This is a genomic window from Pseudomonas koreensis (genome assembly GCF_036668835.1).
Lineage (GTDB): Bacteria > Pseudomonadota > Gammaproteobacteria > Pseudomonadales > Pseudomonadaceae > Aquipseudomonas > Aquipseudomonas koreensis_I.
Map to the genome: position 1 here is coordinate 87,620 of NZ_JAZEVW010000007.1, position 13,966 is coordinate 101,585.

General features: G+C 61.3%; 9 protein-coding genes. 6 read left to right on the forward strand and 3 right to left on the reverse strand.

Annotated features, from left to right (window positions below; translation table 11 throughout):
• The first annotated feature begins 122 nt into the window (after positions 1 to 122).
• Positions 123 to 4,952 (forward strand): NEL-type E3 ubiquitin ligase domain-containing protein, encoded by a 4,830-nt coding sequence (locus tag V6F91_RS19895; protein WP_332767408.1) that lies wholly within the window; start codon positions 123 to 125, stop codon positions 4,950 to 4,952.
• 3 nt (positions 4,953 to 4,955) lie between these two features.
• On the opposite strand, the gene mnmC is transcribed toward V6F91_RS19895, so the two are convergent.
• A complete protein-coding gene (mnmC, locus tag V6F91_RS19900) occupies positions 4,956 to 6,935 on the reverse strand; it encodes a bifunctional tRNA (5-methylaminomethyl-2-thiouridine)(34)-methyltransferase MnmD/FAD-dependent 5-carboxymethylaminomethyl-2-thiouridine(34) oxidoreductase MnmC (RefSeq protein WP_332767410.1) in 1,980 nt (659 codons plus the stop codon).
• Positions 6,936 to 7,108: 173 nt separating this feature from the next.
• Here mnmC and pap point away from each other — a divergent pair, with 173 nt between their 5' ends.
• A complete protein-coding gene (gene pap, locus V6F91_RS19905; protein ID WP_332767412.1) occupies positions 7,109 to 8,623 on the forward strand; it encodes a polyphosphate:AMP phosphotransferase in 1,515 nt (504 codons plus the stop codon).
• Between the two features lie 103 nt (positions 8,624 to 8,726).
• Positions 8,727 to 9,911 (forward strand): thiolase family protein, encoded by a 1,185-nt coding sequence (locus tag V6F91_RS19910; protein ID WP_332767414.1) that lies wholly within the window; start codon positions 8,727 to 8,729, stop codon positions 9,909 to 9,911.
• A 129-nt stretch (positions 9,912 to 10,040) separates the two neighbouring features.
• Here the strand turns inward: V6F91_RS19910 and V6F91_RS19915 are convergent, their stop codons facing one another.
• On the reverse strand, positions 10,041 to 10,235 hold the full coding sequence (locus tag V6F91_RS19915) for a DUF6316 family protein (protein ID WP_332767416.1): 195 nt from the start codon (positions 10,233 to 10,235) through the stop codon (positions 10,041 to 10,043).
• A gap of 209 nt (positions 10,236 to 10,444) precedes the next feature.
• Here V6F91_RS19915 and V6F91_RS19920 point away from each other — a divergent pair, with 209 nt between their 5' ends.
• Positions 10,445 to 11,404 carry a DMT family transporter gene (locus V6F91_RS19920; protein WP_332767417.1) on the forward strand — a complete coding sequence of 320 codons (960 nt, stop codon included), beginning with the start codon at positions 10,445 to 10,447 and terminating at the stop codon, positions 11,402 to 11,404.
• A 123-nt stretch (positions 11,405 to 11,527) separates the two neighbouring features.
• Here V6F91_RS19920 and V6F91_RS19925 read toward each other — a convergent pair whose 3' ends face one another.
• Positions 11,528 to 12,922: a class II fumarate hydratase gene (locus V6F91_RS19925; RefSeq protein WP_332767419.1), complete on the reverse strand. Its 1,395-nt coding sequence runs from the start codon at positions 12,920 to 12,922 to the stop codon at positions 11,528 to 11,530.
• Between the two features lie 192 nt (positions 12,923 to 13,114).
• Here V6F91_RS19925 and V6F91_RS19930 point away from each other — a divergent pair, with 192 nt between their 5' ends.
• Together V6F91_RS19930 and V6F91_RS19935 are read left to right on the forward strand one after the other, a co-directional pair.
• Positions 13,115 to 13,630 (forward strand): DUF2059 domain-containing protein, encoded by a 516-nt coding sequence (locus V6F91_RS19930; RefSeq protein WP_090285089.1) that lies wholly within the window; start codon positions 13,115 to 13,117, stop codon positions 13,628 to 13,630.
• A gap of 12 nt (positions 13,631 to 13,642) precedes the next feature.
• Positions 13,643 to 13,942, forward strand: coding sequence for a BolA family protein (locus tag V6F91_RS19935; RefSeq protein ID WP_258448420.1), 300 nt, complete (start codon positions 13,643 to 13,645; stop codon positions 13,940 to 13,942).
• The last annotated feature ends 24 nt before the right edge of the window (positions 13,943 to 13,966 follow it).

A 13,966-nucleotide genomic window follows, 5' to 3' on the forward strand; every position in this document is an offset into this window, starting at 1 on the left:
TTCGGGTCCTGTATCAGCCGTAAAATTTCCGGGTTTTATGGCGGCGATAAGCAGATACCACCTGCGATCCCGGCCATTCGATAGGTTCATCGGCACGACCTCGCCATAAAGGACTATTGCCGATGCCCGCCACAGTGAACACAACCTTGCCGAGTGACGACGCCATCCTGCGCACGCTACTCGATGCCACCGCCGATCTCGATACCGCGCAAACGTTGCAGAAAACCTTCCCAGCGCATCTGCTCAAAGCAAGCCCCGCCGCGTTGGCTGCACTCGATCAGACAGCGCACGACCTGCACGCCACGCAAGTGCGGGTCGACAAGGACCTGCTCGCGCTGAAACCCTTGCCCGCTTTCTGCATTGATGAATTGCACATGGCCCTGCGCGGTAAATGGCCGGCGGTGACGTTTGATGTCGAGAAAGATTTTCTCAGTCTGCCTGGCGTCGACTGCGGTTGCCCGGCAACCTCTATCGATGAAAACGGCATTCAGACCTTCCCTCACGCCACGCCGACGCTGCTGCAAGCGGCAATGCAGAACTTCACCGAAAGCGAGGCGACCGATACGTTCCCGGAAGGCAGCTTCATTCGCATCAGCAGTGCCGCCCAAGGCGTAAGCGGACTGACACCGGTGGCTTTCGCCAAACTGTGCCGCGAACTGGACCTGGGCAAACGCTATCAGGAGCATTTCCAGAAGGTTTTCGGCCTGCGCGACAGCGATGGCACAGTCATCGCCACCAGCGCCATGACCCGGGATATCGCCAAGCTGAAAAAACAGCTGTTGCAATTGGACATGCAGCAGGCCGCACTCAAGGGCCATATCACCGCGGCCACCCGGCAGGTGTTGCAGAAACTGATCGACGTCGATGGCGTGCTATCGAACGAGATCATCCTCTACGACAAATTACCGATGACTATGCAAGGCGTGCAGATTCTCGACAGCTGCATCTGGGGCGTGGTGGTGTTTTCCAGCCGTTCGGTAGAGCTGTATCCGAGTGAACGGTGTTTGGTGTACATGGCCGGCGAACCGCAACGACCGTTGTATGAATACCCGAGCTTCACCGCGTTCAAGCAACACCTGACACAGCAGTTGCAGGTGGCAAGCTTCAAGGAGTATTTCGCCAACAGCCTCGACGAAGACAACAAGGCCGATTTCTTCAAGACTTTCGCCGACAGCGTTGATCCTGGATTTGTTAAACAGTGGCCGATGACTGTGCCGCTCTTCGAATTCATGGTGCAGAGCCATGTCGGCAAGCTACAGCTCGACGCACGCAAGCTGGCAGTGCCGACCGCAGATATCGATGAAGAGGTGCGAAAAAAACGCCTGCTCGATTTCCTTCAGCTGGGCGTAACGGTGCTCTCGGTCGCCGGGCTGTTCGTGCCAGTGCTCGGGCAATTGATGATGGGCGTTGCAGTCGGGCAGATGCTCGCTGAAGTCTACGAAGGCGTTGAGGACTGGCGCCGTGGTGATCATCAGCAAGCGCTGGCGCATCTGCTCAGCGTGGCGGAAAACATCGCTGCCATGGCGGCCTTTGCCGGGGGGCAAAAAGCGCTGGGTGCACTGGGCAAAAAACTGCTGCAGGCGCACCCGCAGTTTTTCGCGCAATTTCGCGCCATTACCAACGGCGCGGGCCAGCCACGGTTGTGGAAGCCAGATCTGGCACCTTACGAACATGCCCTGCCGACGGGGGTCACCATCGCTGCGGACTCCAAAGACCTTTATCAGATCGGCGAAAAGACCATGGGCCGCGTCGACCATCGAATCTTCGCCGGCGACTATGCCGCCGACAGCAAAGTCTGGCGCCTGCAACATGCCCGGCGTGCGCAGGCCTATGCCCCGCAAATCACCAGGCACATCGAAGGCGGCTGGCGGCTTCCCGCCGAAGAACCTGAAGAGTGGGGCAGTATTGCCTACGCGCTCAAACGCATCGATCCATCGTTGAGCGAATTCGCCGACAGCGATCTGGACATGCTCCGCCGCCTCTGTGGCATCCCGCCGGAAGAACTGCACCAGGCCTTTACCGACAACGTCAGCTTGCCGGTGCGCCTGCGCGAAACCGTGGAACGCGCTCGCCTGGCGCGACGGTTGCGCAGCTTGAGCAACGAACTGCAACGCGGTGAAATCCATTCCGGTCAGGCCGTCGAGGAACAACTGCAGGCGTTGCCGAAGCTGGCTGGCTGGCCGACCGACCGCTACATCGAGGTGATCGATGCCGAAGGGGACGTAAGTGCAACCTACCCCAAGACCAAAGTGCTCGACGAATCCCTCGCTGTGGTGGTCGATGAAGATCGATTGGCCCGAGGCGAGTTACTGCAAAGCATTGTCGACGGGTTGTATCAAAGCGAGGTCGACGCCTTGCTTGGCACCAAAGTCGAGAAAAACCTCGAGCACTCGGCGCTGGCAAAAAAACTCGGCGCAGCGCTGAAGACCGACCATCGCGCGGCATTCGAGCGTATGTATCAACGCTACGACCAGAGCGACGCGGATGAGGTGCTGAAAATGCGCAAGGTCTTTGCCGGCATCCCCGCGCGCTACGCGAAAAGGCTCATCGACCAGGCGCCGAGTGTGCAACGCCAGCGCCTGCGGACAAACGGGCGCGTGGCGTTGAAGCTCGGGCAAAACGTGAGGAGCGCCAACGCTCAGGTGCGCCTCGATCGTGCGCTCGCCGGGTTTCACTGGCCCCGTCTGGCTAACGACGACACCGACAAACTGGCGATTCAATTGCTGCCGCGCCTCGGTGGCTGGGATTCGCAGGTGCGTCTGGAAATACGCGACAAGACACTGACCGGGCCGATTCTGCAAGCGATAGGCGAGGAGTCGGCGACCGTCAGCAAAAAATGTTCGCTGGTAAAATCTGCCACGGGCTATGAAGCGTTTGATGGCAATGGTAAATCCCATGGCAAAGTCGCCGCCGGCCCCAACGCGCTGTTTGACGCCATCCTCAAGGCCGTCCCGACCAAACAGCCCAAGGCCGTCGCCAGCAGTGCCGACACGCTGCCAACCGACGCCGCAGGCTTGCGCAGCCAGTTACTCGAAAAGGCGCTGGGCGAGCGCGAGGCCACGGCGCGCACGCTGGTCGATGGCGAATCCGCACCGGCGGAGGTCGAGCCGGCCTGCGTGCAAGGCGATCAGCCAGCCGTGAACAAGCATCCGTCGGCATTGCTGCGCAAAGTCCGCAAACTCTATCCGCGCATGACCGAGGCGCAGGCCAGTGAGTTTATCGACGGCCTGGGCGGCGATGCGCTGAGCCGGGCATTGCGAGTCAAAGCCTTGCGCGGGGATCTTGAGAGTCTGCGTGACGCGCTGTTTACCTGGAGCGAAGACATTGATGCGATGAACACCGTAGGGGGTGATCTGGCCGAGGTTCGACACAGTCGCCGTACCGTCGCCGAGCTGATTGAAAACGGCTTTCGGCGTTTTTATCAGGCGAACAACGAAAATGGCAAAGCGGTTGGCGTGCTGAACCTTGACGGCATGCGCGTCGGCAAGCTGCCGACGTTGCCACCGGGGATCAGCTTTGACCACATCCAGCAACTGTCGATGCGCAATATGGCACTGGACGATGATGTTGCGTATTTCCTCAAATCCTTCAAACAGCTCCAGTCGCTGGAACTCGATGACAACGCCATGACGCGTCTGCCTGAAGTGCTGTCGCACATGCCCGATCTGAACCGGCTGAGTCTGGCGGGCAACAAGATCCGGTTGACCGAGCAGACGCTGAAAAAGCTGAACGGTCTGGTCGAACTGGAGCATTTGAATCTCAACAAGAACCCGTTGGATGCGACGCCGGATGTCGCTCGGATGCTCAATCTGCGTCGGCTGTTGCTGCGAGACACCGGCATTACCGAGCTGCCCAAAGGCTTTTCGCGTCTGCCGTATCTGGAGTGGGCGGACCTGAGCGAAAACAGCATCAAGCTCCTGCCGCAGTGGCTGTTCAAAACTTCGAGACGTTTCAGTCAGGCGCTCAACCTGCGCTTCAATCCCCTGGACGATCCGAGCAAAACCTTTCTGGAGACTTACCGCGATAATGTCGGCGTCGGCATGGGCTATCTGCAGGACGATATCGCTCGCCTCGACGAGCAGACGGCACGCTCGCTCTGGTTGCCTGAAGATGTCGGACCGCAAGGGCTCGAACGTGAGCGAATCTGGAACGCCTTCAAAGACGATACAAGGGCCGAAGGGCTGTTTCGTCTGCTCGCAGAACTCGGCAACACCGCCGATTCAGAGAAGATCAAGGACGACCTGCGGCTGCGCGTCTGGAACGTGCTCAAAGCGGCAGAGCGCGACGCGCAGTTGTGTGATCAATTGCTGAATCTGGCGGCCAGTCCGATCAATTGCACAGACAGCGCTGCCATCAATTTCAGCTATCTGGAAGTGGCGGTGGAAGTCGAGCGGATCACCAGCGTCGCCGGGGGCAAGATCACCAGCGCCAAACCGCTGCTCAAGCTGGGACGTGGTCTGTTCAGGCTCGAACAATTGAACGAGATAGCCCGAGAGCATGCCGCAAAATTTCCCAGGTTCGATCCGCTGGAGGTCAATCTTGCCTATCGTACCGGCCTCGCCAAGACACTGGATTTGCCCAGCCAGCCGCAGCATATGCGCTACGGCTCACTGGCCGGTGTCACCCAGGCTGATCTGGACGTGGCGCAAAACAGAGTCAATACCGCCGAGCTCTCGCCCAAATGGCTGCAGTTCATGAGTAAGCAGGCGTTCTGGCAAGACTACCTGCAGCGCACTTTTCCCCGCCAGTTCGCCCCCGTCGAGGATAAATTCGCACCACGACTGACTGCGCTGGACGAAAAGTCGAGCAGCGTGCCCGACGCCGACTACCTGAGCCAGGCAGAGATCATCAAGGCCGAACGGGAACAAGCCCTGGAAGCGGTGTTGACGCGCCTGACCAACGAGGCATTGCGCATCGAAGAACTGGGCCTGTGCGCTGGACCCGACGACTGAACATCACTTGCCGCGAATCAGTTTGCGCAGGGCGAACCGGTTCGGGTGACAGGCTTCGGCGACACTGCGCGGCAGCGGCAGCGGCTCGTTGTCCAGCCACGCCGCGAGCAGTTCGCCGGACAGCGGCGCGGTAATCAGCCCGCGCGAGCCGTGGCCGCTGTTGACGTACAGGCCGTCATGCCACGGGCAGGCGCTGTCCGGCACTTGCCGGGCGTCCTTGCTCAGCGCTGCGTAGGTTTGATTGAACGCTGGCAGGTCGGCGAGCGGGCCGACAATCGGCAGGTAATCAGGGCTGGTGCAGCGGAACGCGGCGCGCCCCTGAAGGTTTTCGAGCGGCTGTTGATCAATGTGCAAACGGGCGACCAGATCGCTGGAAATCTCCTCGAGCATGGCCAGATTGCCCTGGTGTTCGGCAGCGGTCGGGGTCAGGTCATCGCTGTGAAAGTCGAAACTGGCGCCGAGGGTGTGCTCGCCCAGACGCGCCGGCGCGACATAGCCTTCGGCGCACACCACCGTCTTCAGCGCGGCACTTTGCGCGGTTTGCGTCAGACGTGTGATCTGCCCGCGAATGCGCTTGAGCGGCAACTCGGCGCTCTGCGCAAAGCGTTTAATCTCGGCGGCGCCGGCCAGCACCACCACCGCAGCACTGGCGAGCAAGCGCTCGCCGTCCCACGCTTGCCACTGGTCATCGACCTTGCGCAGTTGCAGCACGTCGTGATGGCTGAGCAGTTCGATGTTCGGCTGCGCGGCTTGCGCGTGACACAGCGCCGGCGGATGCACCCAGCCGCCCTCGGGGTAGAACAACCCGCCATGGGCCACACCGACCCCGGCACGGGCCTGCGCCGCCGGTTGCTCCAGCCACTGCAACAGATCTTCCGGGAAGGCCTCGGCCAGTTGCGCGTGGCGCTCGGCTTCCTTTTCATTGAACGCCAGTTGCAGCACGCCGCAATTGTCCCAGTCGGTGCCGCGTTGCAGGTTCTCCAGCAGACGGCGGGTGTAGCCGAAACCGCTGACGATCAGTTGCGACAGCGCCGTGCCGTGGGCGGACAATTTCAAATACAGCACGCCTTGCGGATTACCCGAGGCTTCCTGCGCGACGGCAGCATGGCGTTCAAGCAAGCTCACCTGCCAGCCCCGTGCGGCGAGGCTGGCCGCTGTGGCGCAACCGGCCAGTCCGGCGCCGATCACCAGCGCACGGCGCTCGGCGGTCAACGGGGCAGGGCGGGCGAACCAGGGTTTGTACGGCAATGGGGGCGTCACGTCTGCCGGCCAGCCGAGGAATTCGCCGCGCAGGATTTCCCATTTGTGGCCGATGCCCGGTGTGCGCTTCATTTTGAACCCGGCGGCGTTGAGCAGGCGCCGCACCCAACCGGTGCTGGTAAACGTGCTGATGGTCGAACCCGGCGCCGCCAGTCGGGCCAGTTCGACGAACAGTTCGGCGGTCCACATGTCAGGGTTTTTTGCCGGGGCGAAGCCGTCGAGAAACCACGCGTCGATCTGTGCATCGAGCTGTGGCAATTGCTCCAATGCATCGCCGATCAACAGCGTCAGCGTCACCCGACCGTTGGCCAGGGTGATGCGCTGAAAGCCGGCGTGAATCGCCACGTACTGCCGCAATAATTGATCAGCCAACGGCTTGAGTTGCGGCCACAGCGCCAGGGCGCGCTGCAGATCGGCAGGGCTCAGCGGGTATTTTTCCACGCTGACAAAATGCAGCCGCGCACCGGCCACGGCATGTTGCTCGAACAGCTGCCAGGCGCAGAGAAAATTCAGCCCGGTGCCGAAGCCGGTTTCGCCGATCACCAGCCGCCCGTTCGCCGACAGGGCGGCAAAACGCTCGGCCAGACGGTTCTGTTCAAGGAACACGTAGCGGGTTTCGTCGAGCCCTGACTGGTCGGAGAAATACACGTCATCGAACACTCGCGAACGCGGGCGTCCCTGGTCATCCCAATCGAGCTGGGCGTGGGGCAGTACAGGTTTCATGGCAGGCTCGGCAACGGCAAGGCGGCCATTCTAGCCGATCGCGCCGGCGCTGCTTGATCCATGGCAAGGCATGCGGTCGGCCGCTCACTGACAATCCGCGACCGGTGGGAATTTCTGCGCCGCTGTTGTGCCCAATCCGCTAGTCTTGCTGAATCCTGGAAGGAGCCGTCCCCATGTTTGAATCCGCTGAAATCGGTCACGCCATCGACGATGACACCTTTGATGCAGCTGTCCCGGCCTTGCGCGAAGCCTTGCTCGAAGCCCAGTTCGAATTGCAGCAGCAGAAGCGTTTCCCGGTGATCATTTTGATCAACGGCATTGAAGGTGCGGGCAAGGGCGAGACGGTCAAGTTGCTCAACGAGTGGATGGACCCGCGCCTGATCGAAGTGCGCACCTTCGATCAGCAGACCGATGAAGAACTGGCGCGGCCGCCGGCGTGGCGCTACTGGCGGATGCTCCCGGCCAAGGGGCGCATGGGGATTTTTTTCGGTAACTGGTACAGCCAGATGTTGCAGGGGCGGGTGCACGGCTTGTTCAAGGACCCGCGCCTGGATCAGGCGATTGCCGGCGCCGAGCGTCTGGAAAAAATGCTCTGCGATGAAGGCGCACTGATCTTCAAATTCTGGTTTCACCTGTCGAAGAAACAGATGAAGGCGCGGCTCAAGGCGCTGGCCGACGACCCGCTGCACAGCTGGCGCATCAGCCCGCTCGACTGGCAGCAGTCGCAAACCTACGACAAGTTCGTCAAGTATGGTGAGCGCGTGCTGCGCCGCACCAGCCGCGATTACGCGCCGTGGCATGTGATCGAAGGCGCCGATGCCAACTACCGCAGCCTGGCGGTGGGCAAGATTCTGCTGGAAGGTTTGCAGAGCGCGCTCAAACGCGCCGAGGTCAATCCGCAAGAGGTCAGCGCTGCGCCGTTGGGTACGCCGGTCGATCAATTGAACCTGCTCGACAGCCTCGACCTCAGCCATCGACTGGACAAGAAAGACTACGAAGAACAACTGATCACCGAGCAGGCGCGGCTGTCCGGGCTGATGCGTGACAAACGCATGCGCCGTCACGCGCTGGTCGCGGTGTTCGAAGGCAACGACGCCGCCGGCAAGGGCGGAGCGATCCGCCGGGTCGCGGCGGCGCTCGATCCGCGCCAGTACAACATCGTGCCGATTGCCGCGCCGACCGAAGAGGAGCGCGCGCAACCGTACTTGTGGCGCTTCTGGCGGCACATCCCGGCACGCGGCAAATTCACTGTATTCGACCGTTCCTGGTACGGCCGCGTGCTGGTTGAGCGGATCGAGGGTTTCTGCAAACCGGCCGACTGGTTGCGCGCCTACGGCGAGATCAACGATTTCGAGGAGCAACTGGCCGATTCCGGGGTGATCGTGGTCAAGTTCTGGCTGGCCATCGACAAGGACACGCAAATGGCGCGGTTTCAGGAGCGCGAAGAGATTCCGTTCAAGCGCTTCAAGATCACCGAAGACGACTGGCGCAACCGCGACAAGTGGGATGCCTATCGTGCCGCCGTCGGCGATATGGTCGATCGCACCAGCACCGAAATCGCCCCGTGGACCCTGGTCGAAGCCAACGACAAGCGCTGGGCGCGGGTCAAAGTGCTGCGTACGATCAACCGCGCACTGGAAGAGGCGTTCGAAAAATCCGACAAGCAGGCCAAGAAACGCAAGGACTGAAGCGATGGCTGCGCATACGCCGGGTGAATGATCCTCGCGGTCGGCAAGAAGGTGGACTTATGCTCAGGGCCACTCTCAACCGACAACTACAATGAGGTATGCCATGCGTGAAGTGGTGATCGTCGACAGCGTGCGGACCGGCCTGGCCAAATCCTTTCGCGGCAAGTTCAACCAGACCCGCCCCGATGACATGGCGGCCCATTGCGTCAATGCCCTGTTGACGCGCAACGACATCGACCCGGCCAGCGTCGAGGATTGCATTGTCGGCGCCGGCTCCAACGAAGGTGCCCAGGGCTATAACATCGGCCGCAATGTGGCGGTGCTGTCGCGCCTCGGCACCGGCACGGCGGGCATGACCCTCAATCGTTTCTGCTCATCGGGCTTGCAGGCCATTGCGATCGCCGCCAACCAGATCGCTTCCGGTTGCAGCGAGATCATCGTGGCCGGCGGCGTCGAGTCGATCAGCCTGACCCTGAAAAGCGTCAACACCGATCACCTGATCAACCCATTGCTCAAGCAGCAGACCCCCGGCATCTATTACACGATGGGCCAGACCGCCGAGGTGGTGGCGCAGCGTTATGGCGTGAGCCGTGAAGCGCAGGATCGCTACGCATTGCAAAGCCAGATCCGCACCGCGCAGGCTCAGGCCGCCGGGTTGTTCGATGATGAAATCGTGCCGATGTCGGTCAAGTATCGCGTCGAAGACAAGAACAGCGGTGAGGTGCAGATCCTCGACGGCGTGGTCGATCACGACGATTGCAATCGCCCTGACACCACTTATGAAAGCCTCGCCGGGCTGAAACCGGTGTTCGCTGACGACGGTTCGGTGACGGCTGGCAACTCCTCGCAACTGTCCGACGGTGCTTCGATGACGCTGGTGATGAGCCTGGAAAAAGCTTTGGCGCTGGGCCTGAAACCGAAAGCGTTCTTCCGTGGCTTTACCGTGGCCGGTTGCGAGCCGGACGAGATGGGCATCGGCCCGGTATTCTCGGTGCCAAAACTGCTCAAGGCCAAGGGCTTGCAGGTGGCGGATATCGATCTGTGGGAGTTGAACGAGGCGTTTGCTTCGCAGTGCCTGTACAGCCGCGACCGGTTGGAGATCGACAACGAGAAATACAACGTCAACGGCGGCTCGATTTCCATCGGCCACCCATTCGGCATGACCGGCTCACGCCAGGTCGGGCATCTGGTGCGCGAGTTGCAGCGGCGTAACTTGCGTTACGGCATCGTGACCATGTGTGTCGGTGGCGGGATGGGGGCGAGTGGGTTGTTTGAGGCGGTGCGCTAAGGGATTGGTCGCCTGTTCGGACCTCTTCGCGAGCAGGCTCGCTCCCACAGGTCGGCGGTCACACATGGATGGTGTGGCCATCGAGATTCTTTGCGGGAGCGAGCCTGCTCGTGAATGCAGCGCCGCGGACTATCTTTTGGAATCTTGCTGTTGCATCCGCGCGATATAGGCCCGGATTTGCTGCTCGGCGATCTCATGACTGTCAAACGGCCCCTCAAGGGTATTTTCCCGGGTGCTGAAAAACAGTTGGCCATTGATCCGGCACACCCGGTCGCTGCGAAAACGAATGGTGGGGGCGCTGTCGGCGGCGCGCATGGCTAACATCATCGGTCTCCCTGGCGATTGGGCTTGAAGGTCCATTGAGCTTATGCCTGAAGCACTTGGCCTGCGCGGCGAGTCGATCAACGGCAACGCGTCAACATAATGCTGCGACCTGCACAGTTGCATTCGCGGCCTGAATGCAACTGTCCCTGTGTCACAACCCGATGCGCGCCTAGAATGGCGATTCTTGTCAGCAGGCTTTTGGGGTTCGCATGCACATATCGTCCGGTCGCTGGGTCTATGGATTGTTCCTCGCGCTGCTGACCGCGTTGCTCTGGGGCATCCTGCCGATCAAACTCAAACAGGTGCTGCTGGTGATGGACCCGGTCACCGTGACCTGGTTTCGCCTGCTGGTGTCCGGCGGCTGTCTGTTCCTTTATCTGGCCTCGGTCAAGCGCCTGCCGAGCCGCAAAGCGCTCGGGCCCAAGGGCGGCTGGCTGGTGTTGATGGCGGTGCTCGGGCTGGTCGGCAACTACGTGCTGTACCTGATGGGCCTGAACCTGCTCAGCCCCGGCACCGCGCAACTGGTGGTGCAGATGGGCCCGATCATGTTGCTGATCGCCAGTCTGTTTGTGTTCAAGGAACGCTTCAGCATTGGCCAAGGCATTGGTTTGCTGGTGTTGCTGATCGGCTTCGGGCTGTTTTTCAATCAGCGCCTGGCGGAGCTGTTGACCTCGCTGTCGGATTACACCGCCGGGGTCTTGCTGGTGCTGCTGGCGTCGACGGTGTGGACCTTTTATGCGCTGGGCCAGAAGCAATTGCTCACGGTGTGGAATTCGCTGCAGGTGATGATGGTGATCTACCTGTTCTGCGCCTTGTTGCTGACGCCGTGGGTGCATCCGCTCGAAGCGCTGGACCTGAGTCCGCTGCAGGGCTGGTTGCTGCTGGCCTGCTGCCTGAACACCCTGATTGCCTACGGCGCGTTCGCTGAAGCGCTGGCGCATTGGGAAGCGTCGCGGGTGAGTGCGACGTTGGCAATCACGCCGCTGGTGACGTTCGCGGCGGTGGCGATGGCGGCGCGGATCTGGCCGGAATATGTGCATGCCGAGCAGATCAATGCGCTGGGCTATGGCGGGGCGGTGCTGGTGGTGCTGGGCTCGGCCCTGGTGGCGCTGGGGCCGTCGTTGATGGCCGGATTGAAGGCGCGGCGGATGAAGATGGCAGCCAGTTAGACCGAGTCGGCCGCATTCGCGAGCAAGCTCGCTCCCACATTTTCGCGCAATCCCAGCATGAGAATGCGGTCTACTGTGGGAGCGAGCTTGCTCGCGAAGGCTGACTTCCAGACGCCGAAGATTTCAGCCCTTGGCCCCAGCCTCGATCATGTTCTCCGGCCGCACCCAGGCATCAAACTCTTCATCGGTCAGATACCCCAACTGCAACGCCGCTTCGCGCAAGGTCAGCCCTTCGCTGTAGGCCTTCTTGGCGATCTCCGCCGATTTGTCATAACCGATGTGCGGGTTCAGCGCCGTCACCAGCATCAGCCCACGCTCCAGATGACGGGCCATGGCCTCGGCATCCGGTTCCAGCCCGGCAATGCAATGCTGCTGGAAGTTACTGCAGCCATCGGCGAGCAGGCGGATCGATTGCAGCAGGTTGTGAATGATCACCGGTTTGTACACGTTCAACTGCAAGTGACCTTGACTGGCGGCAATGCCGATCGTCACGTCGTTGCCGAGTACCTGACAAGCGAGCATCGACAGCGCTTCGCACTGGGTCGGGTTGACCTTGCCCGGCATGATCGAGCTGCCTGGCTCGTTGGCCGGCAGCTTCACTTCGGCAAAGCCTGCACGCGGACCGGAACCGAGCAGACGCAAGTCGTTGGCGATCTTCATCAGCGCCACGGCGAGGGTTTTCAGCGCGCCGGAGAGGCTGGCCAGCGGTTCGTGGCCGGCGAGGGCGGCGAACTTGTTCGGTGCGGTGACGAACGGCAGGCCGGACAACGCGGCCAGTTCCGCAGCAATCGCCTCACCAAAACCGTGTGGCGAGTTCAGCCCGGTGCCGACCGCGGTGCCACCCTGAGCCAGTTCACATACCGCGGGCAATGCGGCGCGGATCGCCCGTTCGGCGTAATCCAGCTGCGCAATGAAACCCGACAACTCTTGCCCGAAGGTGATCGGCGTCGCGTCCATCATGTGCGTGCGTCCGGTCTTCACCAGTTTCATGTGGCGCGCCGCGAGTTCGGCGAGGCCACCGGACAGCTCGCTGATGGCTGGCAGCAATTGCTCCTGCACGGCTTGTGCAGTGGCGATGCTCATGGCGGTGGGGAAGCAGTCGTTGGAGCTTTGCGAGCGGTTGACGTGATCGTTCGGGTGCACCGGCGTCTTGCCGCCGCGCGGGTTGCCGGCCAGCTCGTTGGCGCGACCGGCGATCACTTCGTTGACGTTCATGTTGCTCTGGGTGCCGCTGCCGGTCTGCCAGACCACCAGCGGGAACTGGTCGTCGTGCTGGCCGTCGAGCACTTCGTCGGCGGCCTGTTCGATCAGCCGGGCGATGTCGGCAGGCAGGTCGCCGTTGCGGTCATTGACCCGCGCGGCGGCTTTCTTGATCAGGGCCAGGGCGTGCAATACCGGTAACGGCATGCGTTCCTGACCGATGGCGAAGTTGATCAGCGAGCGTTGCGTCTGAGCACCCCAGTAAGCGTCGTCCGGGACTTCGATCTGGCCCAGGCTGTCGGTTTCGATACGGCTCATCGTGCACACTCCTGTTGGTCTGTTTGCGCAGTTTAGGCCGGCATCGGCCGTGGTGGTTCCATCCGCCTGATTGTTGACCGGCCGACCCGGCCAATCAAGCGCGGCAAGGCTTGGGGGTTGAGCCGCGGCAATCGTTAGGCGCAGAATGGTCGCCCTTGGGGTTTGACCTCGCTTTGCTTAAAAGGAAACTCGATGACTCGTCTTCGTGCCATCTGTACCGCGGTTGCACTGGTTTGCGCCAGCGGCCAGGTGCTTGCCGATACCGCCAGCCACAACGCCAGTGCCGAAGCCTTCCTGACCCTGGCTCACGCTGACAAACTGGGCACTCCGGTGTACATGCAAGTGCAGCAAATGTTTGCCCAGCGTTTTGAGCAGACCAAAGCCCCCGAGGCCAAGAAAGCCGTCCTCGAAACCTACCAGGCCAAAGCCAACGCCGCGCTGGACCAGGCCATAGGCTGGAACAAGCTCAAGCCAGACATGGTCAAGCTCTACACCAGCAACTTCAGCGAATCCGAGCTCAAGGACCTGGTCGCGTTCTACCAGTCGCCACTGGGCAAAAAGGTCCTGGAAAAAATGCCGCAGCTGACCCAGCAATCGGCGCAGATGACCCAGGGCAAGCTGGAAAGCGCTGTGCCAGTGGTCAACAAGCTGCTCGACGACATGACCAAAGAGCTGACCCCGGCCGCTGCACCGGCCAAGAAGAAATAAGCGGAGTTCGTGATGACCATGCAACAACGCATCGAATCGACGCTGGGCCTGCTGCAGCCTGAACATCTGCAAGTGCTGGACGAAAGCCACATGCACAGTCGCGGGTTACAAACGCACTACAAGGCGGTGGTAGTCAGCGCGCAGTTTGAAGGCCTGAATCGGGTCAAGCGCCACCAGAAAGTCTACGGCACGCTCGGCGAGCTGATGGGCGAGTTCCATGCGTTGGCGCTGCACACCTACACCCCGCAGGAATGGGCAGAGATCGATGGCGCCCCGGCGTCGCCGACCTGTGCCGGAGGAGATCAGCGATAAGCTTCGAGCGGCAAGCTGCAAGTG